Origin of the sequence: Gordonia sp. SGD-V-85, assembly GCF_001456905.1 — a bacterium.
GTDB lineage: Bacteria > Actinomycetota > Actinomycetes > Mycobacteriales > Mycobacteriaceae > Gordonia > Gordonia hongkongensis.
This window is the reverse complement of sequence record NZ_LNQO01000015.1, coordinates 26163-47818: the sequence shown is the minus strand read 5'-3', so window position 1 is coordinate 47818 and position 21656 is coordinate 26163. Positions and strand designations below refer to the sequence as shown.

General features: G+C 69.1%; 23 protein-coding genes. 10 read left to right on the top strand and 13 right to left on the bottom strand.

What is annotated here, in order from left to right:
• The first annotated feature begins 16 nt into the window (after positions 1–16).
• The gene (locus AS181_RS16955) at positions 17–847 is read left to right on the top strand and encodes an SDR family NAD(P)-dependent oxidoreductase (RefSeq protein ID WP_058252721.1); all 831 of its coding nucleotides are present in this window, start codon (positions 17–19) and stop codon (positions 845–847) included.
• A 293-nt stretch (positions 848–1140) separates the two neighbouring features.
• Here AS181_RS16955 and AS181_RS16950 read toward each other — a convergent pair whose 3' ends face one another.
• Positions 1141–2091, bottom strand: coding sequence for a glycine betaine ABC transporter substrate-binding protein (locus AS181_RS16950; protein ID WP_058252720.1), 951 nt, complete (start codon positions 2089–2091; stop codon positions 1141–1143).
• A gap of 58 nt (positions 2092–2149) precedes the next feature.
• Positions 2150–2770, bottom strand: a complete 621-nt coding sequence (locus AS181_RS16945) for a MarC family protein (RefSeq protein ID WP_058252719.1) — start codon at positions 2768–2770, stop codon at positions 2150–2152.
• 42 nt (positions 2771–2812) lie between these two features.
• Here AS181_RS16945 and AS181_RS16940 point away from each other — a divergent pair, with 42 nt between their 5' ends.
• The 3 genes from AS181_RS16940 (at position 2813) to AS181_RS16930 (ending at position 5782) form a co-directional block, all read left to right on the top strand.
• Positions 2813–3898, top strand: coding sequence for a magnesium and cobalt transport protein CorA (locus AS181_RS16940; RefSeq protein ID WP_058252770.1), 1086 nt, complete (start codon positions 2813–2815; stop codon positions 3896–3898).
• 46 nt (positions 3899–3944) lie between these two features.
• On the top strand, positions 3945–4604 hold the full coding sequence (locus AS181_RS16935) for a hypothetical protein (RefSeq protein WP_058252718.1): 660 nt from the start codon (positions 3945–3947) through the stop codon (positions 4602–4604).
• Positions 4605–4744: 140 nt separating this feature from the next.
• Positions 4745–5782, top strand: coding sequence for an iron-containing redox enzyme family protein (locus tag AS181_RS16930; protein ID WP_058252717.1), 1038 nt, complete (start codon positions 4745–4747; stop codon positions 5780–5782).
• Between the two features lie 39 nt (positions 5783–5821).
• On the opposite strand, the gene AS181_RS16925 is transcribed toward AS181_RS16930, so the two are convergent.
• The 3 genes from AS181_RS16925 to AS181_RS16915 all read right to left on the bottom strand — a co-directional run bounded on the left by AS181_RS16925 (position 5822) and on the right by AS181_RS16915 (position 7491).
• Positions 5822–6025 carry a CDGSH iron-sulfur domain-containing protein gene (locus tag AS181_RS16925; protein WP_058252716.1) on the bottom strand — a complete coding sequence of 68 codons (204 nt, stop codon included), beginning with the start codon at positions 6023–6025 and terminating at the stop codon, positions 5822–5824.
• Positions 6022–6738: a HemK2/MTQ2 family protein methyltransferase gene (locus AS181_RS16920; RefSeq protein ID WP_091344408.1), complete on the bottom strand. Its 717-nt coding sequence runs from the start codon at positions 6736–6738 to the stop codon at positions 6022–6024. Before AS181_RS16920 ends, AS181_RS16925 begins: the two co-directional genes overlap by 4 nt.
• 159 nt (positions 6739–6897) lie before the next feature.
• On the bottom strand, positions 6898–7491 hold the full coding sequence (locus tag AS181_RS16915; RefSeq protein WP_058252715.1) for a suppressor of fused domain protein: 594 nt from the start codon (positions 7489–7491) through the stop codon (positions 6898–6900).
• A gap of 58 nt (positions 7492–7549) precedes the next feature.
• Between AS181_RS16915 and AS181_RS16910 the strand changes: the two genes are divergently transcribed.
• The gene (locus AS181_RS16910; RefSeq protein WP_058252714.1) at positions 7550–8239 is read left to right on the top strand and encodes a metallophosphoesterase family protein; all 690 of its coding nucleotides are present in this window, start codon (positions 7550–7552) and stop codon (positions 8237–8239) included.
• A complete protein-coding gene (locus AS181_RS16905; RefSeq protein ID WP_055475023.1) occupies positions 8229–9086 on the top strand; it encodes a hypothetical protein in 858 nt (285 codons plus the stop codon). Before AS181_RS16910 ends, AS181_RS16905 begins: the two co-directional genes overlap by 11 nt.
• A 28-nt stretch (positions 9087–9114) precedes the next feature.
• Here AS181_RS16905 and AS181_RS16900 read toward each other — a convergent pair whose 3' ends face one another.
• The 5 genes from AS181_RS16900 to AS181_RS16880 all read right to left on the bottom strand — a co-directional run bounded on the left by AS181_RS16900 (position 9115) and on the right by AS181_RS16880 (position 14467).
• Entirely contained in the window at positions 9115–10290 is a 1176-nt protein-coding gene (locus AS181_RS16900) for an ABC transporter ATP-binding protein (protein WP_058252713.1), read from the bottom strand.
• 3 nt (positions 10291–10293) lie between these two features.
• Positions 10294–11124 carry a carbohydrate ABC transporter permease gene (locus tag AS181_RS16895; RefSeq protein WP_058252712.1) on the bottom strand — a complete coding sequence of 277 codons (831 nt, stop codon included), beginning with the start codon at positions 11122–11124 and terminating at the stop codon, positions 10294–10296.
• Between the two features lie 4 nt (positions 11125–11128).
• Positions 11129–12349, bottom strand: coding sequence for a sugar ABC transporter permease (locus AS181_RS16890; RefSeq protein ID WP_082652962.1), 1221 nt, complete (start codon positions 12347–12349; stop codon positions 11129–11131).
• Complete coding sequence (locus AS181_RS16885) at positions 12346–13758, bottom strand: extracellular solute-binding protein (protein ID WP_175404349.1); 1413 nt, start codon at positions 13756–13758, stop codon at positions 12346–12348. The genes AS181_RS16890 and AS181_RS16885 overlap by 4 nt, the downstream gene beginning before the upstream one ends.
• A gap of 220 nt (positions 13759–13978) precedes the next feature.
• Positions 13979–14467: a general stress protein gene (locus AS181_RS16880; protein WP_055475026.1), complete on the bottom strand. Its 489-nt coding sequence runs from the start codon at positions 14465–14467 to the stop codon at positions 13979–13981.
• A gap of 135 nt (positions 14468–14602) precedes the next feature.
• Between AS181_RS16880 and AS181_RS16875 the strand changes: the two genes are divergently transcribed.
• From AS181_RS16875 to AS181_RS16860, 4 genes are all read left to right on the top strand, one after another.
• Positions 14603–15949, top strand: a complete 1347-nt coding sequence (locus AS181_RS16875) for a magnesium transporter MgtE N-terminal domain-containing protein (protein ID WP_058252711.1) — start codon at positions 14603–14605, stop codon at positions 15947–15949.
• Positions 15946–16461: a DUF1003 domain-containing protein gene (locus tag AS181_RS16870; RefSeq protein WP_055475028.1), complete on the top strand. Its 516-nt coding sequence runs from the start codon at positions 15946–15948 to the stop codon at positions 16459–16461. Before AS181_RS16875 ends, AS181_RS16870 begins: the two co-directional genes overlap by 4 nt.
• 241 nt (positions 16462–16702) lie before the next feature.
• The gene (locus AS181_RS16865) at positions 16703–17830 is read left to right on the top strand and encodes a lytic transglycosylase domain-containing protein (protein WP_058252710.1); all 1128 of its coding nucleotides are present in this window, start codon (positions 16703–16705) and stop codon (positions 17828–17830) included.
• Positions 17831–17888: 58 nt separating this feature from the next.
• Entirely contained in the window at positions 17889–19034 is a 1146-nt protein-coding gene (locus tag AS181_RS16860) for an Mrp/NBP35 family ATP-binding protein (protein WP_055475030.1), read from the top strand.
• A gap of 4 nt (positions 19035–19038) precedes the next feature.
• Here AS181_RS16860 and tatB read toward each other — a convergent pair whose 3' ends face one another.
• Genes tatB through AS181_RS16845 form a run of 3 tightly spaced genes read right to left on the bottom strand, consistent with a single transcriptional unit; the run spans position 19039 to position 21597 of the window.
• The gene (gene tatB / locus AS181_RS16855) at positions 19039–19518 is read right to left on the bottom strand and encodes a Sec-independent protein translocase protein TatB (RefSeq protein ID WP_058252709.1); all 480 of its coding nucleotides are present in this window, start codon (positions 19516–19518) and stop codon (positions 19039–19041) included.
• Positions 19519–19549: 31 nt separating this feature from the next.
• Positions 19550–21064 (bottom strand): S1C family serine protease, encoded by a 1515-nt coding sequence (locus AS181_RS16850; protein WP_231742515.1) that lies wholly within the window; start codon positions 21062–21064, stop codon positions 19550–19552.
• Between the two features lie 2 nt (positions 21065–21066).
• A complete protein-coding gene (locus AS181_RS16845; RefSeq protein WP_055475033.1) occupies positions 21067–21597 on the bottom strand; it encodes a hypothetical protein in 531 nt (176 codons plus the stop codon).
• Positions 21598–21656: the final 59 nt, after the last annotated feature.

Below are 21656 nucleotides of genomic sequence, written 5' to 3'. Positions count from 1 at the left end.
CCACAGGAGACAAGACATGAAGGACTTTCGCGGCAAGGTCGTCGTGATCACCGGCGCCGGTTCGGGAATGGGCCGTGACATCGCCGTCAAGCTCGCGCGTCGCGGTGCGCGGCTGGCCATCTCCGACGTCACCCCCGACGGCCTGGCCGTCACCGAGAAGCTGGTGACAGAGGCCGGCGCCGAGGTGCATTCGCAGCTGCTGAACGTCGCCGAGCGCGAAGCGGTACTCACCTACGCCGACACCGTCGCCGAGCACTTCGGCGTGGTCAATGTCGTGTTCAACAACGCCGGCATCGCCCACCACGGTGAGATCGAGCGCACCGAGTTCAAGGACATCGAACGGGTGATGGACGTCGACTACTGGGGAGTCGTCAACGGCACCAAGGCGTTTCTGCCGCACGTGATCGCGTCCGGGGACGGGCACATCGTGAACACCTCGTCGTTGTTCGGCTTGCTGGCCGAACCGGGCCAGGCCGCCTACAACTCCGCCAAGTTCGCGGTGCGCGGATTCACCGAGGCGCTGCGGCAGGAGATGATCATCGCCAAGCACCCGGTGGAGGTGTCGTGTGTGCATCCCGGCGGGATCAAGACCGCGATCGCCCGGAACGCCACCGTGTCCGGGGATCACGACCAGAAGGCCACGGCCGCGTTCTTCGACCGCTACCTCGCCCGGATGACGAGTGAGGATGCGGCCGAGGTGATCATCGAGGGCGTCCGGAAGAACAAGGCACGCATCTTGGTCGGCACCGACGCCAAGATCCTGGACCTCTCGGTGCGCCTCGTCGCCTCGAAGTACCAGTGGGTGTCGGCGAAGCTCACGGGCTGGGCGCTGTCGAAGGCGCGCTAGGCGCCGGGGTCACACACGGGTCGTGACACCGACACGCGGTCGGGGCGTGTCGGTGTCACGGCGCCGGGAGCGAAGCGAGCGGGCCGAATGAGCACGGCGCCGGGAGCGAAGCGAGCGGGCCGAATGAGCACGGCGCCGGGAGCGAAGCGAGCGGGCCGAATGAGCACGGCGCCGGGAGCGAAGCGAGCGGGCCGAATGAGCACGGCGCCGGGAGCGAAGCGAGCGGGCCGAATGAGCACGGCGCCGGGAGCGAAGCGAGCGGGCCGAATGAGCACGGCGTTGTCGTGTCTTCCCTACAGCCCGTGTTCGCCCAGCCAGGCCAGCGCGACGTCGCGCGGGTCCGCACCGCCGTCGACCTCGGCCGCCATGGTGGCGAGATCGGCGGTCGTGATCTCGCCCGCCACCTTGTTCATGGCCTTCACCTGATCGCGGTTCAGCGCCGCGGAACGGAACACCGGGACCAGCACCTCCGCCCGCGGACCCGACTCGTCCGCGGGTTCGGCAGCCGCGGCACCGTCCGCGGTGTCGCCGCCACCCGGTGATGTGCGGAGCGCCTGGACCTCCGACGACGCCCCGTCGGCGTCCTCGCCGGCGATCTCGAGGGGGGTCAGCAGTCCGACCGCGCCGCCGTCGGCGGCACGTCGGAGCACCTCCTCTCCGGTGGCGGTGACCTCGACCGGACCGAAGGCACAACCGGCGTCGGCGAAGGCACGCATCGTCGAGTCATCGGGTTCGGCGACGGCCACGATCGGCAGGCCCGCCGGCAGTCGGCCGCAGTCCTCGAGTCCGGTGGCGCCGACGTCCCCGGCGAGGGCCGTCGACACGAAGATCTGCGGCGCCGCCGATACCGGCGTCTCATCGCCGACCGAAACCCCCTGCGGGAGTGAGCGGTTCAGGTCGTTGTAGACGTCCTCGGCGCCGATCGCGGTAGACGACGGGGACAACAACGTCAGCAGTTCCCCGGTGAAAGCCGGGAAGAGATCGAGCGCAGCGCGGTCCATCTCGTCCAGCAGCGCCGGCGCGTCGCCACGGAGCTGGTCACCGGACACCACCGATCCGGAATTGCGCAACGCACCCGCGTACACCTCGGCCATCACGCGCATCGCCGGATCCTCCGACGAGCCGATCACCACCCCGCGTGGTGGGGACGACGAGTCGTCGGCGCACCCGGCGATGACCACCGCCAGGACGACGATCAGACCGGCCACCGTGATGAGACGTTTGCGGACACGACGTTCAGTCACCCCGCCACCGTATCCGCAGCACGTCCCACGTCCGAACGAGGCGGGTCCCCGGGTCGGCTCACGCTCCCTCGGCAATGAATCCCATGACGGAGTCGGCGATGAGCTGCACGGCGATCGCGGCGAGGAGCAGGCCCGCGATCTTGGCGAGTAGCGTGATGCCGCCGATGCCCAGGATGCGGATGAGCGCCGTCGAATAGCGCAGGACCAGCATCACCACCAGGTGAACACTGACGATGGCTGCCGCGATGGCCAGATAACCACCCGATCCGGCGTCGACGCCGCTCACACCGACGATGACCGCGGCGATGGCACCCGGTCCGGCGAGCAGCGGGGTGCCGAGCGGCACCAGCGCGACGTTGACGTCGTCGGCGGCCGTGGGCTTGCCGGCGTTGCCGAGGCCGGTGAGCAATTGCAGCGCCACGAGCAGCAACAACAAACCGCCGGCGCCCTGCAGCGCCGGGATCCCGATGTGGAGATAGTTCAGGATGGCTTTGCCGGCGACGGCGAACACACTGATCACCAGGAGGCTGACGAGCGGCGCCTGCCAGGCCGCGCGCCGCCGGTACTCCGGCGAGCGTTGACCGACCAGGCTGAGGAACAGCGGGATCTGGCCAGGCGGGTCCATGATGACGAGCAGCGTGATCAACGTCGTCGTGTACACCGTGACGTCGAAGGACACGTTCGGAGAGTGTACGGGGCCCGCCGGGTAGCATCGGCACTCGTGCCCTCGATCCCCCGGCCTGGTCCGCGCGGGTTGTCACCGCGCCGCGAGCGCCGCCCGCTCCCCGAGATCCGCGTCCCCGTGGCGCGGGCGATCGTCGATTGCGCGGTGTACGTCGACGGCCACCGGCAACCGGGACGGGTGAGCTACACCGAAGGTCTCGCCCGGGTGCGGGCCGCCGGCGAGGGCTTCGTATGGGTCGGACTCCACGCCCCCGACGACGCTCAGATGGCCGACGTCGGCGCCACGTTCGGCCTTCACGAACTCGTCGTCGAAGACGCGGTACACGCGCACCAGCGGCCGAAGCTCGAGGTCTACGACGACACCCAGTTCCTCGTCCTGCGCACCGTGCAGTACATCGAGCACGAGACGATGGCCAAGGCGAGCGAGGTCGTCGAGACCGGCGAGATCATGGTCTTCGCGGGGCCGGACTTCGTACTGACCGTGCGCCACGGCGAGCACACCGAACTGTCGGAACTGCGCCGTCGCCTGGAGACGCACCCCGAGCGTCTGGCCCTCGGCCCGACCGCGGTGCTGCACGCCGTCGCCGACAAGGTCGTCGACAGCTACCTCGCCGTCACCGACCGGATGGACGCCGATGTCGCGGCGATCGAGGAGGTCGTGTTCGGTCGGCAGGGTCACGCACTCGACATCGATCCCGTCTACCTCCTACGGCGCGAGGTGCTCGAACTCCGTCGTGCGGTGACACCGCTGGCGGCCCCGCTGCAGAGTCTCACGGCAAGCGGTAACCCGTTGGTGCCCAAAGAGATCCGACGCCAGTTCCGCGACGTCGCCGACCACCTCACGACCGTCATCGACCGGGTCCTCGAGTACGACGAACTGCTCACCTCCCTCCTGCAGGCCGCGGCGGCGAAGGTCGGTATCCAGCAGTCGACCGACATGCGCAAGATCTCGGCATGGGTCGCGATCGCCGCGGTGCCGACCATGGTCGCCGGGATCTACGGCATGAACTTCGACCACATGCCCGAACTGCACCAGGAGTGGGGTTATCCCGTCGTGCTGGGCTGTCTCGTGGCCCTCTGCGCGACGCTGTTCGTCGTGTTCCGGCGCAGTCACTGGTTGTGACCCGCGGCTGGGATTGCCCACGCACCGGCGTGGGTAACCGGCTTCGATGACCCGCACGGACCACGCCGAGGACGCGGCGCGACAACTGATCGACCGCGCCGGCCGCACCTACGCGCAGGACGCCGGGATCACGCTGAAGAACTCGCCGTCACCGCTCTTCGAGCTGTTGGTGCTCGCCCTGCTCCTCAGTACGCGGATCTCCGCGGACATCGCGGTGGCCGCCGCGCGCGAACTGTTCACCGCCGGTTACCGGACCCCGGAGAAGATGGCCCGCGCCAACTGGCAGAAGCTGGTCGACGCGCTCGGCCGCGGCCACTACGTCCGCTACGACGAGAGCACCGCCACCCGCCTCGGCGAGGCGGCGCAGAAGGTCCTCGACGACTACCACGGCGATCTCCGTCGGCTCGCCGACGACGCCGACTCCGACCCCACCCGCGTGGCGGAACTGCTCCAGGATTTCACCGGCATCGGTCCGGTCGGGGCCGACATCTTCCTGCGAGAGGTGCAATCGGTGTGGGAGTGGGTCGCGCCGCGTTTCGACAAACGCGCGCTCGCCGCCGCCCGCGACCTCGGACTACCCGAGGACCCGGCACGGCTCGCCGATCTCGCCGACGGCCGGCCCGAGGTGCTGGCAGCGGCGCTGGTGCGTGTCTCGCTCGACAAGCAGTTGCGCGCGGAGATCGCCGGATCCGACAACCGGGCCTAGGCTGGGACGACGGTCACTACCACCCGGTGATGGTTTGTGCCGTCCCCGATCCGGTTACCCAGGAGAGCCGGCGTCCGCCGCGCACCGCGGTGCCCGACGCCCGTACCCGACAGGAGGACTCCCAGGTGTCAGCTGACCCGATGGTCGACGATCCGACGGCGCACGACACGGCCTTCCGACGCCCCCTGTTGCCCGGTGCGCGCGGACCGCTCTCGGCCATGGTGATCGACCTCCTCCGCGGTGACCCTGCGTCCGCATCGGTCCTCGACCTGCCGGCCGACGACCCGAGGGTCGTCGACGCCGACCCCTACGGCGACGATCTGCAGCTCGCGCTGTACCTCTGCTACGAGATGCACTACGTCGGGTTCGTCGACGCCGACGCCGGTTGGGAATGGAGTCCGGCCCTGCTCACGGTTCGGGCCGCCCTCGAGCAGCGATTCCTCGCCGCCCTGCACCGCGACGTCCCGGCGATGACCGCCGACGATTCCGCCGAGCACGAGATGGAAGAACTGTGCATCGAGAACCCCGACGGTGACGGCGCCTCCTACCGGCTCCGCGACGCCGGGACGTGGGAGCAGTACCGGCAGCTGTTCGCTCTGCGCTCGCTGTACCACCTCAAGGAGGCCGACCCGCACGCCTTCGCGATCCCACGTCTGCGCGGGCACGCCAAGGCCGCCTACGTCGCCGTCGAGTTCGACGAATTCGGCGGCGGACGCGGCGACGCCGTGCATCAGGAGCTGTTCGCCGATCTGCTTCGCGCTTCCGATCTCAGCGCCGACTACCTCGGCTACCTCGACACCGTTCCCGGCGTCGCCCTCACGCCGGTCAATCTGATGTCGCTGTTCGGACTACACCGGCGCTACCGGGGCGCGGCGGTCGGACATCTGGCGGCCACCGAGATCACCTCGCCGCCCGGTTCGCAGCGCCTGCTGGCCGGTTTGGAGCAGCTCGACGCACCGGAGGCGTGCCGGCGGTTCTATCGCGAACACGTCGAGGCCGATGCCGTGCACGAGCAGATCCTGCGTACCGATGTCGTCGGCGATCTCATCCGCACCGAGCCGGACACCGAGGCCGATGTGATCTTCGGGATCCGCGCCTTCCTGTTCGTCGAGGACGCCCTCGACCGGCATGTGCTGTCCGCGTGGGACGACGGAAAGAGCGCCTTCCCGGGTATCTGACCCGGGCAAGGCGCTCGTTCGGGCGGCGCTCGTGAGCCGTCAGGTCGCGCGGCGGCGCTTCTTGCGATGGCTGGTGTCGCACAGGGGGTAGTTCTTGCTCCGACCGCACGCACACACCGCGACCATGAACCGATCCGACTGCACCCGGGCGCCGTCGGGGAGTTCGATGTCGACCGGACCGGACACCAGGACGGGTCCGCCTCGGATCACTCGCACCGCATTCGGCTTCTTGTCCCCGCTCACCGCGACGCTCCGGCCGGGGCGGGACCACCCGGGGCGACTGCGACGATCGCGACGAGACGCTCGATGCGACGGTTGCTTTCTAGCATGCCGCACTCTTCCATCCAGCCCGCGCGTGCGGTGAGGACCGGACCGAACGGGATGACCCGCTCGGCCACCACCTCTGCGGTCAGTCCCCCGGCGCGCAGGGCGCGCAGCGAGGCGTCGGAGTCCGCGAATTCCGAGTGGACCAGCACGAAAGCTCCGCCGGGCACCAGCAACTCGGGAACGCGTGCGCACAGCGGGTCGAGGACGGCTCGGCCGTCGGGTCCCGCGTCCCACGCATGAGACGGGCCGGCCGGGTGCAGCTCCGACTCGGACTCCGGTGGGGTCGGAACATACGGGGGGTTGCAGGTGACGACGTCGTAGCGACCCTGATGGCGCCGGAGATCACCGTGCGCCACCTCGATCCGGACGCCGGTGTCGGCTGCCGCGCGCCGAGCGTAGGCAACCGCGTCCGCCGATGCGTCCACCGCGGTCACGTGCGACGCACCCGACCTTGCGGCCGCTATCGCGATGGCGCCGCTGCCGGTGCAGAGATCGAGCACGCGGGCCCCGGAGACGCCGCGGGATCGGAGAGTGTCGATCAACAGCTGAGTGTCCTGCTGTGGCAGGTAGACATCGAGCTCGGGTAGCGCTGCGGTCGCTGTGGGAAGCGACGATGAGGTGATGGTCACGCCGGGCACCGCCCGTTCGTCGTGCCGATGGTCCCTGCTCCCCGTGACTCCATGCACCCTCACTTCTCAGACGGACCGTGCTCAGTTGGTCAGAAGTTCCCTCTGTCATACGTTCCGAAACCTCGACGCGGATGAGTCCGCCGGGAATCCGCCGGCCGGTCAGGCCGGGGTTGCCGAGGCCCGATCCGGCCGCCGCACATCGATACCCGCCTCACGCCAGGCCTCGCGGAGTGCGTCGGCACCCTTCAATCGGACCCACGCGGCCTCGTTGGCGGTGATCGGCACCGCCCGGAGCATGCTGACCGGGTCCATGGGCGTGGGCAGCTCGACCATCCCCAGTTCGTCCGCCTCGAGCAGGACCGCGGTGAACGGCGAACCGTCCCACAAGGGTTCGCCGAGGTCGACGAGTGCATCGGCGGCGATGACGAGGCCCTCGACCGCCGGCGCGGCTGCCAGCGTCGCCATGCGCTTGTGCAGACCGGGCAGCGGCGTTCCCGACGACACGCGCACGACGAGTTCGGCACGGGGGCCGCGGACCGGATCGGCGTGCAGGTCGGTGGGATCGGACATCGGGTGCCGTGCGCACCCCGACGTCACGTAGACCACCTCGCCCCGATCTCCGGCCTCGTCGGGCACGAACCGCAGGACGTCGATCGGTTCGACACCGAGGAACGTCACCGACGCACGTTGGGGGGTCGCCCCCAGCCGGTCTTCGAGAAATCGTCCGACGACCTCAGTCACGGCTTCGCTCACATCCGACAGGCTACCGACTCCGGCGCACGGGCCCGGGGTGCTCCTCTAGCCTGGAGCAATGGTCCGGGTTCTGGCGGTCGCCGACGAGGTGGTGGACTCCCTCACCTTCGGGGTGGGGATCGAGTCCCGTCCCGACCTCATCCTCGGCGCGGGTGACCTCCCGTTCGAGTACCTCGAGATCCTGTCGTCGCTGTGCGACGCGCCGTGCGTGTTCGTGCCCGGCAATCACGACCGGGACCTGCGCGGGTACCGCCGCGGCCGCACCGGCTGGACGCGCGCCGGGCTCCCCGTCGAGGACCCCGGACCGTGCGGTGCGGTCAACGCCGACGGCCGGACCGTGACGGTCGCCGGACTCCGTATCAGCGGCCTCGGCGGCAGCCGCCGCTACAACAACGGCACCAACCAGTACACCGACACCCAGCAGCGGTTGCGGTCCCTCCGGTTGCGATGCACCACCGCGCTGTCACCTCCCCGTGGTGCCGACATCCTGCTCACGCACAGCCCGGCCCGCGGCGTCGGCGACCGCGACGATCTGCCGCACCGGGGTTTCGACTGCTTCCACCCGCTGGTCCGGTCACTGCAACCGGCGCTGCTGGTCCACGGCCATGTCCATCCGTACGGCGAACAACCCGCTGACCTGCCCATCGGCTCCTCGACGACCTCGATGAACGTCGTCGGCTACTGCCAGTTCGACTTCGATCCCGCCACCCGGGAGGTCGAGATCGTGAGGCGCAGACATGGCGCGTGACACCGGATTTCCCGACGCCGACGCGGAGAACGACTTCGCCCGGATGCGACGCCAGGCCGAACGCGCGCGGCTCGCGCAGTGGTTCATGCGCCAGCCCGCCGACGTGAACACCATCCTCCCGTTCGACGAGGTCGTCGCCGCGCTCGGACGGACCGGGGAGACCTCACTCGGACTGCAGGTCGTCGAGGTGTCCTCGATCGTCGGAAGTGTCGACCGCACCAAGGATTTCGACCGCTACTTCCGGCCCACCTCGTCGCGCGGCCGGGAGCGCTGGCAGCGGCTGGCGGCCGCGCAACGCCGCGGCGAATCCGTCCCTCCGGTACAGCTGTACCGGATCGGATCGATGCACTTCGTCATCGACGGCCATCACCGCGTGTCCATCGCGATCGCGCGGAACTGGGTCACGATCGACGCCTACGTCACCCTGATCCACACGCGCATCTCCCCCGAGGGCATCACCGCGACCTCCGACCTGGTCCTCAAGGACCATCGTCGGATCTTCCTGTCACGCGTGCCGCTCGAGGGGTCCCAGGCCGAGGCCATCCGACTCAGCTTCCCGTTCGACTACGCCGAACTCGCCGAGAACGTCGAGGCGTGGGGATTCCGCCTGAGCCAGGAGATCGGCGAGTTCCTCAACCGCACCGAGACCGCTCGGCGCTGGTTCGGTGAGGAGTTCCTGCCGGTCGTGCGGATGGCGCGCCGGGCGGGCATCCGGCCCGACCTCGACAGCGACGCCGAGCTGTACATGTGGGTGGCCTGCGAACGGTATCGGCTCGTGCGCAGGCACATCTGGGACGAACACGTCTTCGACGAACTGCTCGACCACTCCCGCAGGCGTCGGCGCTGAGCCGACGCCTGCAGGGACAGGCGGGACACTAGCGGACGCGCAGGGACTGCCCCGAGCTCTGGTCGAACACCGCGATCTTCGACGCGTCGTAGAACAGCTCCGCCGAACCGCCGCGGCTCACCTTCGAGTCCGGGGACAATCGCGCGATGAACTGGTTGCCGCCGAGATCGGTTCCGGAATCGGCGGACAACTCCGCGAGGGCGTCGCTCGACGCCCGGCTCGACCCGACGCCGAAGTAGGCGTAGATGTCGGATCCCATCGATTCGAGCACGTCGATGTTCGCGGTGAAGGTCCCGCCGTGTCCGCGGGTCGTCGAGTCGACGAGCGACGCGTCTTCGAGGTGCTCGGGCCGGATGCCGATGAGCACATCGCCGCCACTGCCGACGTCTCCGGCACGGGAGACCACCGCACGGTGGTCGTCGAGCACGATCGTGCCGATCGCGGTCTCGATACCCTCGCTGCCGAGGCGCCCGGACAGGAAGTTCATCGCCGGGGAGCCGATGAAACCGGCCACGAACACGTTGGTCGGATTGTTGTACAGCTCCTGCGGCGTACCGATCTGCTGCACATACCCGTTGCGCAGCACGACGACCCGGTCACCGAGGGTCATCGCCTCGGTCTGGTCGTGGGTCACGTAGACCGTGGTGGTCCCCAGGCGCTGCTGCAGCTGTGAGATCTCCGTACGCATCTGCACGCGCAGCTTCGCATCGAGGTTCGACAGCGGCTCGTCCATCAGGAACGCCTTCGGGGAGCGCACGATCGCCCGGCCCATCGCCACGCGCTGCCGCTGACCGCCGGAGAGATTGGCCGGCTTGCGGTCGAGGTACTGCCCGAGGTCGAGGATGCGCGCGGCCTCGTCGACCTTCGCGGCCACCTGATCCTTCGGCATCTTCGCGAGAGTCAGTGGGAAGGCGATGTTCTCGCGCACCGACATGTGCGGGTAGAGCGCGTAACTCTGGAACACCATCGCGATGTCGCGGTCCTTGGGTGCGCGCTCGTTGACCCGCTCCCCGCCGATCCGCAGCTCGCCGCCGGAGATGTCCTCGAGTCCGGCGATCATGTTGAGCGTCGTCGACTTACCGCACCCCGACGGGCCCACCAGGATCACGAACTCGCCGTCGGCGATCTCGATGTCGACCCCGTGTACGGCGGTCGAGCCGTCGGGATACTGCTTGGAGACGTTGTCCAGAACGATGTCTGCCATGGGTTATCCCTTCACGGCGCCGGAGGTCAGGCCGGCCACGATTCGACGTTGGAAGAAGAGCACGAAGATGATGATGGGGATGGTGATGACCACCGCGGCGGCCGAGATCGACCCGGTTGGTTCCTCGAACTGCGAACTGCCGGTGAAGTTCGCGATCGCCACCGGCGCGGTGATCGCCCGTTCGGTCGACGTCAGCGACAGGGCCAGGAGCAGGTCGTTCCAGGCGAAGATGAACACCAGGATCGCCGCCGTCACGACGCCCGGGGCGGCGAGCGGGGCGATGACCTTGCGGAAGGCCTGCCACGGGGTGGCGCCGTCCATCTTGGCGGCCTTCTCCAGCTCCCACGGGATCTCGCGGAAGAAGGCGGACAAGGTGTAGATCGCCAGCGGCAGCGCGAAGGTGATGTAGGGCAGGATCAGGCCGGGCCAGGTATCGAACAACCCGATGGCCCGCTCGATGTTGAACAACGGTGTCACCAGCGAGATCTGGGGGAACATCGCGATCAGCAGCGCGGCACCGATCAGAAGCTTCTTGCCCGGGAAGTCCAGGCGGGCCACCGCATAGGCCGCCATCGTCCCCAGCAGCACCGCGATCACCGTGGTGATCAGACCCACGCCGATCGAGTTGATCAGCGCCGAGGTGAAGGCGCTGGTCTCGAAGATGCTCTTGTAGTTGTCGAGGGTGAACTCACTCGGCCAGAACCTCCCGTCGGTCACGCTGCTCGCCGGCTTGAAGGACAGGCTGATGATCCACAGCAGCGGGATGAGTGCATACAGGATCACCAGGATGTTGGCGATCGACCACCAGGCCTTGGACTTTCCGCTCGCATTCAACGGCTTACCTCCCCTCGTCGTCGGAACCCGGTGCGGCGGTGCCGAACCCCTTGATGAACACGAACGCGATGATCGCGACACAGATGAAGATCAGAATCGAGATCGCCGAGCCGACGCCGAGATTGAAGGCGCCGAACAGATTGTCGTAACCCAGCATCGACACCGAGTAGGTGTTGTTGGACCCGCTGGTGAGGACGTAGATGTTGTCGAACACGCGGAACGCGTCGAGTGTGCGGAACAGCAGCGCCACCAGGATCGCCGGCTTCATCAGCGGAAGGATGATGCGCCACAGTCTCGTCCACGCCCCGGCACCGTCGACCTGGGCCGCCTTGAGCAGATCGTCCGGGACGAGCGCGAGGCCGGCCAGCAGGAGCAGGGCCATGAACGGCGTCGTCTTCCAGACCTCGGCGAGGACGATGATCGCCAACGACGGCCATTGCTCGGTGAGCGGTGCGGTGCCGTCGGGTAGCAGGTTGGCGAGATATCCGGTGCCCGGCGTCCACGCGTAGTACCAGGAGAACGCCGCCGCCACGGTGACGATGCCGTAGGGGATCAGAACGACGGTGCGGATGGTGCCCCGCCCGAAGATCGTCCGGTGCATGACGAGCGCGATCGCCATGCCCAGTACGAGTTCGATGAGTACCGAGACGACCGTGATGCCGACCGTGACGGCAAAGGCCGTCCACCAGTAGTTGTCGGTGAGGACGGTGGCGTAGTTGGCGAACCAGACGAACTCGCGTTCCCCCGGCGCCGAGAGGCTCATCTTGTTCAGCGAGAGCCAGACCGCGTACACGATCGGGTATCCGGTGACCAAGAGCATCATCAGTGCGGCCGGCGCCACGAGCCAGAAGGCCAGCCGGCGCTCGGCGGTCTTGCCCTCGCTGCGCTTGCGCGGGGCGGCCGGCGGCGTGTCGGCCCGAGGCCGATCGATCACCGCGGTGCCCCCGCCCGTCCCGGTCGCCGGCTTCGACAGCGAGGCGGGCGCGGGATCCGGGGTGGGCCGGTCGGTGTGCGACGACGCCGCGGTCACCTCGTGCCGACCTCCCGGCGGAGCGGTCCACACCTGATCGGACTGCACCGGAGGTGTGTCACCGACGATCGGGATCGGACCGGTTTGCGGTGGCGCATCATCCGGGAGGGCGTGTCGCCCGGCGCGGAACCCCGCGTCGTCGGGGTTGCCGCCCGCGTTCTCGGCGTCGTTGCGCGGAGTGTCGTTGTCGCTCACGGGACCAGCCCTTCCCCGTCGATGGCCTTCTGGACCGCTTCGGCGAGCTCGTCGACCAGGGCCTCCGGCTCCCAGGCGCCGACCGGGCTCAACTTGGCCTGCAGCAGCGTCGAGATTGCTTGATAGTCGGGCGATTTCGGCCGCAGAGCAGCGTGCTCGGGTTCGAGCTGCCGCTTGATCTCGTCGGCCATCGGGTACGCGAGGCGGAAATCGGCGTCGTCGTAGATGGACTCGATGACCGGCGGCGGACCCGCACTGAACGAGAACGCCTTCTGCGATGCCTCACTGGTGATGCACTCGGCGGCCTGGTAGGCGAGGTCCTGCTGTTGCGAGGTGCTCGCGACGGCGATGTTGATGCCGCCCAGCGTCGTCTTGGTGGGAAGTCCCTCGAAGCCCGGATAGGGCGCGAAGTCGAAGACCCGCCGCATCTCGCGGTTGAGCGGGACCACCTGCGCCGGGGTCGGCGGATTCGCGGTGTCCGCGTACAGGTTCGCGTATTCGGTGAGGTCGAGGAAGGCGACGCTTCCCGCCACGGCGTTCTCACGCATCCCGGCGAAGACGAACGGCCAGTTCACCTGGTACAGGGCCTCACCGCTCTCCATGCCGAGCCGCGCGGCGCCCTCGTCGGAGTTGGTCAGCGACGGATCGGCACCGGGCGCGGTGGCGACCCGCTTCAGCGTCTCCAGGGCGCGGACCGTCGCGGCGCGGTGTTCGGGGGTGTCGTTGAGGGTGACCTTGTCGGGGTCGTCCGGGTCGACGATCTGCCCACCGGCGCTGGCGAGTACCGAGTTGAACCACACCATCAGGCCTTCGTACTGCCTGCCCTGCACCATGATGTAGGTCGGTCCGCCGTTGCGACCGCTGACGAGCGCGTCCTCGAGCATGCCGTTCCACGTCGACGCCGGGCGCCGGCGGTCGACGTCCTCGACGAGCACATCCGGTCGGTACCAGAGCAATTGGGTGTTCGTGGAGAACGGGATGGCGTAGAGCCGTTCCCGCTCGTCGTCGTCGGTCTTCCAGACCGCGGTGTCGAGCGGACCACCCAGGGTGCGCGCCGACACCTCGGCGGCCATGGCGTCGGGGACCGGCACCATCCAACCCGCGTCGGCGAATTCGGCCGTCCACACCACGTCCATGCCCATCAGGTCCAGCCCGCTGTCGTTGCCCGCGAGGCGCCGTGCGAGCTGCAAACGCTGATCGTCGGCGCCCTTGGGCAACGGGGTGGTCACGACCTTGTACGCACCACCGGAATCGGCCGAGCACTTGTCGCCGATCTCGGCGAAGGTGTCCGCGCCGTCGGCCGGCGGATAGAAATTGAGTACGCCCGCTTCATATCCCGAGCCACATGCGGACAGCACGGGCAGCATGGCCACCGCTGCCACCGCCGCGGCGAGGACCTTTCGTCTCACGCGCCTGGTAGATCCGTCGGTGCTGATGGATCCGTCCGTGCTGACCCTGCTCCGCACGCAGCCTCCTCGATGTCGTACGCGGCGCCGCAGCGGTGCTCCGCCGTGAGCGTCCGAAGAGCAACGCTATACGTGAGGATTCGTGACATGCAACACATTCGGCATGGGCGTGCCATTCCGCGGGCGATTGTGATCGCACCGTGTCCGACCGCGGGAGGCGGCGTCAGAAGGTGAGACGGGCGAGCATGTCGCGCGCCTTCTCTGCGCTTTTCGGGTCGCACAGCACGTCATAGCGGCCGGCGACCAGCTGCATGGTCGACGCGAAATCCCGCTGGCCCCGGGTCGCCGCGTACGGAATGGTCGCGGAGATCACACCGAAGACCATGCCGCCGACGATGCCCACCAGGATGGGCGCAATGGGCGAACCGGCGAAGACGAGCGCCACCAGACAGCCGAAGAAGAAGCCGAGCCAGGCACCCGAGACCAGCCCGCCGCCGATCACCTTGCCCCACGTCAGCCGGCCGATGACCCGCTCGACCTGCATCAGATCGACGCCCACGATGGTGACGTCCTGGACGGTGAAGTTCTCGTCGGAGAGGAAGTCCACCGCGCGCTGGGCCTCGGCGTAGGTTCCGTACGAACCGATCGGCCAGCCCTTGGGCGGGGTGGGGAGTCCCGGCGTCTCGCGGCTCGGGCGCATGGGATTGGTCATATCGGGGCCTTCCCTGTTGTCAGACTCCAGTGCTGAACGTCGCGGTGAGACCCGACAGTGGGACTGGTCTCCCACCGGTGGGCGTTCGTGTCTGCCGTCGGCCTCCGCTGCACCGATGGCACTACCCTTACTCCCATGTCGTCGGTGAGCAAGGTGTTCGTGGCCAGATTAGTCGGGTTGGCCGTCCTTGGTCCCGACGGCGAGTCCATCGGACGCGTCCGCGACGTGGTGATCTCGATCCGCATGTCCGGGCAGCAACCGCGCGTCCTCGGTCTCGCGGTCGAATTGACCACTCGGCGTAGAATTTTCGTGCCGATGCTGCGGGTGACCGCGATCGAGCCCCAGGCCGTGGCCCTCAACACCGGCACCGTGAGCCTCCGCCGGCTCCACCTGCGGCCCGGCGAGGCGCTCGCCATCGGACAGGTCCTCGACACCCACGTCCGGGTCGTCGATCCGGATCTCCCCGAGCTCGCCGACGCCGACGTGACGGTGATCGACCTCGGGATCGAGAAGACCCGGACCCGCGATTGGGTCGTCTCCCGCGTCGCGATCCGGGCGGGACGTCGCGGCCTGCGCCGGCGCCACGAGACACAGGTCGTGGAGTGGTCCAGCGTGCAGGGCATCACCCAGAGCTCGCTGAACCTGCCCGGACAAGGAGTCGCGCAGGCCCTCCTGCAGTTCGAGGGCATGCGCCCGGCCGACGTCGCCAACGCCCTGCGCGAACTGCCCGCGAAACGTCGCGACGAGATCGCAGCGGCCCTGGACGACGAACGGCTCGCCGACGTGCTGCAGGAGTTGCCGCCCGACGACCAGAAAGAGGTGCTGGCCGCGCTCGGACGCGACCGCGCCGTCGACATCCTCGAGGCGATGGACCCCGACGACGCCGCCGACCTCCTCGGCGAACTGCCCGACACCGAGGCCGAGGCCTTCCTCGAGGAGATGGACCCCGTGGAGTCCGAGCCCCTCCGCCGACTCCTGCTGCACTCCCCCGACACCGCGGGCGGCGTGATGACCTCGGAGCCGGTCGTGGTCACCGCATCGACCACCATCGCCGAGGCCCTCGCCCGGGTCCGCAACCCCGACCTGACGCCGGCCGCGGCGAGTCTGGTATTCGTCGTCCGCCCGCCCACCTCGACGCCGACCGGCAAGTATCTCGGATGCGTGCATCTGCAGGCCCTGCTCCGGGAACCGCCCGCGCACCTGGTCGGCGGCATCCTGGACACCGACCTCGCCCAACTCCATCCCGAGGACTCCCTGGAGACGATGACGAGATATTTCGCGACCTACAACCTGGTCTGCGGCCCCGTCGTGGACGAGGCCGGCCACCTGCTCGGCGCGGTGAGCGTCGACGACCTGCTCGACGAGATCCTGCCGCGCGACTGGCGTGAGACCGAACCCGAGGACGTCGTCGAGGCCGACGGGTACGGCGTCGGGAGCGGCCCGGAACCGGCATCGGGCGGCCCCCAGGTGCGGATCCGATGAGCGAGCCGGGACGCAAGCTCGACACCCCCAGCACCCGCCGCACGATCTCGTTCAATCTCGACTCCGACGTCGTCGGGATGTACAGCGAGCGGATCGCCCGGTTCCTGGGCACCGGACGATATCTGGCGATCCAGACGGTCATCGTCATCGTCTGGATCGTGCTGAACCTGGTCGCGGTGTCGATCCAGTGGGACCCGTACCCGTTCATCCTGCTGAACCTCGCGTTCTCCACGCAGGCGGCGTACGCGGCGCCGCTGATCCTGCTGGCCCAGAACCGGCAGGAGAACCGCGACCGGGTGTCGCTGGAAGAGGACCGGATGCGGTCCGCCCAGACGAAGGCCGACACCGAGTTCCTGGCCCGGGAGCTCGCCGCGGTCCGTCTCGCGGTCGGCGACACCGTCACGCGCGACTACCTGCGCAAAGAACTGGACGACCTGCTCGACGAACTCACCGAACGGCTCGGCGCCCCCGCCGGCGACGAATCCGGCCGCCGCGGTTCCAAGGATCACTGACACCAAAAGCCGGGTTCGTGTCTGGGACGTCAGACCCATATGTATGGTGGGTCACAGTTCGGACCGGATCCCGGCGTCTGTCACGGCGCGACGAGATTCTCCGACACATCCATGTGAGCGGCTCTGGACCTGGGCCGCGGGTGAGCATCGCCGCGTTCTCGGGGGCAGAAGTGTGTGTTGACAACGGAGTGAACAGGACCGGGCAGCGGCCCGGGGCCGCACGATGTGCAGGAGGCCTCCGGTGAGGCCCCTCGACCTCGTCCGCCGTCGCCGTGGTCCGCGCCGTCCGTCCTCGTTCCCACGACGCGCCGCGACGCTGGTCGTCGGCGGCGGTCTGGTCGGTGCACTGGTCCTGGGGACCGCGACGTCGAGCGCCTCCGGCGGCAACGTCGCGTCGGCCGTCGTCGAGCCCGATGCCCCCGTGATGGTGGCCGAACTCGTCGCGGGTTCGCCGGGCGCACTCCTCGGCTTCGCGCCGCCGCCGGAGAAGCCCGCGACCGCGCTGCCGGCGCCGCAGTTCCGGCTCGCGAGCGACCTCCCCTCGGGCCCGCTGGGGATCCCGGGCGTCGTACTCCAGGCCTACAAGCTGGCCGCCAACCGCGTCGCCGCCGAGAGCGCGGCCTGCAAACTGCCGTGGTTCCTGCTGGCCGGCATCGGACGCATCGAGTCCAATCATGCGAGCAACGGCTCGGTCGATCAGTACGGCACGACGATCAACCCGATCGCCGGGCCGGTCCTCGACGGCTCGCTGGCCGGCAACGCGGTCATCAAGGACACCGACGGCGGACGCATCGACGGCGACGCCGGACACGACCGCGCGATGGGCCCGATGCAGTTCATCCCGAGCACGTGGGCAGCGTGGGGCTCCGACGCCAACGGCGACGGAAAACCCGACCCCAACAACATCTTCGACGCCACGTACTCGGCCGGCCGGTATCTCTGCGCCGGCGTCACCGACATCATGAACGAGCGCACTCGCGTGTCGGCGGTGCTGCGGTACAACCGCTCGATGGAGTATGTCGCCAACGTCCTCGGCTGGGCCGGGGCCTACGCGACGGGCGTGATGCCGACCGACCCCATCCCGGAGATGAAGCGCAAGCCGTCGAGCAGCTCGAGCTCGTCCAGCAAGCCCAGGCAGCCGGAGTCCGGGTCGTCCTCGTCGTCGTCGTCGTCCTCCACCACGCGGCGGCCGAGCCCTCCGCCGCCGCCGTGCATCATCGTCTGCCTGCCGTCGATCCCGCCGCTGTTCCCGGGCCAGCCCGCTCCCCCGCCCACCAAGAGGGAGGCCCCGGCGGTACAACAGGGACCGGCGGGGAACGCCGGTCCGAAGAGGCCCGGAGGGGCGAGCACCCCGGTTCCCGTCCGCTGACGGCGCCACCGGAGGACCTGCGCCCGGAACCGTCGGCGCCGCCGGTAGTCTGGGCCAGATGACAACAGGAGTCGCGCCCACGGAATCGGCAGTTCGCGCCGCTCTGGGCAAGGTCAAGGATCCCGAGATCGGCAAGCCCATCACCGACATCGGGATGGTCAAGTCGGTCACGATCAACGACGACGCGAGCGTCGACGTCGGGGTGTACCTCACGACATCGGGGTGCCCGATGCGCACCGAGATCTCGCAGCGCGTGGAAACAGCAGTCGCCGACGTCCCGGGCGTCGGCGCGATCCGCGTCGAACTCGACGTCATGGACGACGAGCAGCGCACCGAGCTGCGCAAGAAGCTCCGCGGGGACAAGGCCGAGCCGGTCATCCCGTTCGCCCAGCCCGGCTCACTGACCCGTGTCTACGCCGTCGCGTCGGGTAAGGGCGGCGTCGGCAAGTCGAGCGTGACCGTCAACCTCGCCACGGCGCTCGCCGAACGCGGGCTCACCGTCGGCGTTCTCGACGCCGACATCTACGGCCACTCGGTCCCCCGCATGCTCGGGAGCGACGCCAAACCCACGCAGGTCGAACGCATGATCATGCCGCCCAGCAACCACGGCGTCCGCTTCATCTCGATCGGACAGTTCACCGACGGCAACACGCCGGTGACCTGGCGCGGTCCCATGCTGCACCGAGCCCTGCAGCAGTTCCTCGCGGACGTCTACTGGGGCGATCTCGACGTCTTGCTCCTCGACCTGCCGCCGGGCACCGGTGACGTCGCGATTTCGATCGCGCAGCTCATCCCGGGCGCGGAGATCCTGGTGGTGACGACACCCCAGCAGGCCGCGGCCGAGGTCGCCGAGCGCGCCGGGGCCATCGCGCTGCAGACGCGGCAGAAGATCCTCGGCGTCGTCGAGAACATGTCGTGGCTGGAACTGCCCGACGGCAGCCGCATGGAACCGTTCGGGTCCGGCGGCGGCGAGCAGGTGGCGCAACGCCTCACGCGCGCGGTGGGCGCCCAGGTCGACCTGCTGGGTCAGGTACCGCTCGAGACGGCCTTACGCGAAGGCGGCGACGCCGGTGTCCCGGTGGTGCTGTCGGCACCCGAATCGGCGTCCGGTTCCGCCCTGCGCGCCATCGCGGGCAAGCTCGCGGCGCGTAAGCGCGGCCTGGCGGGTATGAGTCTGGGACTCGACACCATCCGGAATTCCTGACCGGTCAGGTCGCGTCCCAGTCGGCCGCGGCGGGACGCGACCCCGACCGCGACCGGCGGTCCGACGCCGCGGATCCCGCCGGGCCGGCGGAGTCCTGATTCCCGCTCTCCTGCTTCTCGAACGACAGGGGCGCCGACACGGGCTTGATCTCTGGCGCCGCCGGGGTGGTCTTCCGGTCGACCGTGGTGGCGCTCTCGTTCAGCCGGAACAGTGAATCATCGCCGTCGAGAAGGTGTTTCGTGACGATCGACCGCGGCGTCATACCCCGCAGTTCGTTGAGGTCGGCGAGCGGCTTGCGCAGGTCGTCGAATTCGGGACCCAGCTCGTCCTTCAGCTGATTGCTCGCACCGGTCGCGTAATCACGGACCTTCTTGGCCGACTGCATCGTCCAGGAGACGGCACCGGGGAGACGTTCGGGGCCGAGGATGACGAGTGCCGCGACCACCAGGATCGCTATCTCGCCCCATCCGATGCTGCTGAACATGTGCCTCGTCCTGACCTGTGCGGTGGTGTGGTTAGTCGCTCGCCGGAGTGATGGTACCGCTGAACGTGCGACCCGCCCGCCAGTACTGGAACGGGACCGACTCGCCGATGCTGGCGGTTCGGATCGCGACGTTCAGCTCGTCGGCGCTCTCGATCGGGCGATTGTTGAACGAGGTGATCACGTCGTTCTCCCGGATGCCCGCGCGTTCGGCGGGGCTGCCGGCGACGACGTTGCGGACCTGTGCGCCCAGCACGCGCTCGTTGCGCACCGAACTGGCGTTGACGCCGATCTGCGGGTGGTTCACGCGGCCGTCGCGGATCAGCGCCTCCGCGATGGGCTTGGCCTCGTCGATGGGGATCGCGAATCCGAGCCCGATGTTGCCGCCCCCGGCGCCGAGGCGCCCGGCGGTGTTGATGCCGACCACCTGGGCTTCGCCGTTGACCAGCGGACCGCCCGAGTTGCCCGGGTTGATCGCGGCATCGGTCTGGATCGCGTCGATCACCGCGTCGGTGTCGGACTCCGCGTCGGGCGTCAGCGCCACGGCACGGTCGGTCGCGCTGACGATGCCGCTTGTCACGGTTCGGTTGAGCCCCAATGGAGATCCGAAGGCGACCACCTCTTCGCCGATCTGCAGGTCGCCCGAGCTACCGAGCACCGAGACCGTCGGGTTCTCGACATTGTTGACCTTCAACACGGCGAGATCGGTCTTGGGATCGCGACCGACGATGCGCGCCGGGACCCGCTGACGGTCGAAGAACACGACCTCCAGTTTGGCGCTCTTGTCGTTCGCGGCCATCGAGATGACGTGGTTGTTGGTGAGGATGTAACCCTCTTTGTCGATGACGAATCCCGACCCGGTGGCGTAGGCGCCCGCCGCGCGGACGTCGATGGCGACGACCGACTTCTCCACCGCCCGGGCCACCTCGGCCACGGACGACCGCGGTCCGGCGTCGCCGCCGGTGTCCTCAGTGGACAACTCGACCGTGTCACTGGTGAGCGGCGCGGCCACCTCGGCGGTGTACCGGCCCATCAGCCCGCCGACGAGCCCGATCAGCAACGCGATCACCGCGAGCGTGGCCAGGGCGACCCAGCTCAGGCGATTGCCGAGCAGGATGTCGCGGACACCGAGCTTGGGGCCGGTCTCGGTCGGGATGTCCGACGATGCGGACGCCAGCGCGGGTGCGTCCAGCCGCGCCGGGCTCTCCGGGTCGCGCCACGGGTCGTCCGGCGCCTGCGGCTGCTCGGTGTGGCCGTAGGTCGCGAGCGGATCCCGCTGCAGGGTGTCGCTCGATCCGGCCGGCCGGCTGAAGGCCTCGGCGAGCACCGGGTCCGGGGGTGCGATCTGCGGCTCGGGCGGCCGCTTGTCGCCGTCTGAGGTGGCGAACGAGCCGCGCACACCCGACGGGCGGCCGAACACCTGCGCGGTGGACGGCGACACGGGCGAGTGCCGGGTCCGCGACGGCGTCAGACGTTGCGACTCGGGCGGTTCGGCGCGCCGCGCGAACTGTGCGTCACCGGTATCGGGAGAATCGGCGTCGGGGGCCACGGTCACCGGCCCCGGCGACGGAAGGCGCGGCCGCGGGCCGCGGGGATGCCGTCGGTCGGCGCATCGGGCGACACGGTCGGCCCGAACCCTGCCGGGCGGGGTGGCTCGGAGCTCAGATCGATCTCACGCGTGGGGATCTGGGAGAGCTGACCGAGGAGGGAGTCCGGGATCGACACGCGGCCGGACTCGCGGAGTCGGGTGCGGGCCAACGACTGCGCCTCGACCGCGGTGACGCACTCGGGGCACAGCGCCAGATGATGAGCGGCCCGCGCATGCGCGGACATCCCGAGCTCGCCGTCGACGAAGGCGGCGACCGCCTCGGGGGCCAGGTGCTCGGTGGGTGCGAAGCCGCGTCCGCCGGCCGTACCCGGCGCGCGGTAGCCGCGGTTGGGCAGGAACGACGAGGGAGCCGGACTCCAGGTGTTCGTATTCCACCTGGCTGGGGTCCAGGAGGACCGCCGGCGACGAAGGTTGGGAGTCGGCGGTTCGACACCGCCACTTCCGGTCGGACGCCCGCGATCGCCGTCCATCATCGTCGTTCACCCCTCTCCACGACGAAACCGCCGCACGATGAATCCTGTGTTGCCACTGG

Excerpts from the sequence above, each read along its gene's own strand:
- AS181_RS16935 (WP_058252718.1), top strand. The coding sequence starts at position 3,945 with ATGACCCGCACGGACCACGCCGAGGACGCGGCGCGACAACTGATCGAC.
- AS181_RS16870 (WP_055475028.1), top strand. The coding sequence starts at position 15,946 with ATGAGCGAGCCGGGACGCAAGCTCGACACCCCCAGCACCCGCCGCACG.
- AS181_RS16910 (WP_058252714.1), top strand. The coding sequence starts at position 7,550 with ATGGTCCGGGTTCTGGCGGTCGCCGACGAGGTGGTGGACTCCCTCACC.
- AS181_RS16955 (WP_058252721.1), top strand. The coding sequence starts at position 17 with ATGAAGGACTTTCGCGGCAAGGTCGTCGTGATCACCGGCGCCGGTTCG.
- AS181_RS16900 (WP_058252713.1), bottom strand. The coding sequence starts at position 10,290 with ATGGCAGACATCGTTCTGGACAACGTCTCCAAGCAGTATCCCGACGGC.
- AS181_RS16860 (WP_055475030.1), top strand. The coding sequence starts at position 17,889 with ATGACAACAGGAGTCGCGCCCACGGAATCGGCAGTTCGCGCCGCTCTG.
- tatB (WP_058252709.1), bottom strand. The coding sequence starts at position 19,518 with ATGTTCAGCAGCATCGGATGGGGCGAGATAGCGATCCTGGTGGTCGCG.
- AS181_RS16930 (WP_058252717.1), top strand. The coding sequence starts at position 4,745 with ATGGTCGACGATCCGACGGCGCACGACACGGCCTTCCGACGCCCCCTG.
- AS181_RS16845 (WP_055475033.1), bottom strand. The coding sequence starts at position 21,597 with ATGATGGACGGCGATCGCGGGCGTCCGACCGGAAGTGGCGGTGTCGAA.
- AS181_RS16875 (WP_058252711.1), top strand. The coding sequence starts at position 14,603 with ATGTCGTCGGTGAGCAAGGTGTTCGTGGCCAGATTAGTCGGGTTGGCC.
- AS181_RS16905 (WP_055475023.1), top strand. The coding sequence starts at position 8,229 with ATGGCGCGTGACACCGGATTTCCCGACGCCGACGCGGAGAACGACTTC.
- AS181_RS16880 (WP_055475026.1), bottom strand. The coding sequence starts at position 14,467 with ATGACCAATCCCATGCGCCCGAGCCGCGAGACGCCGGGACTCCCCACC.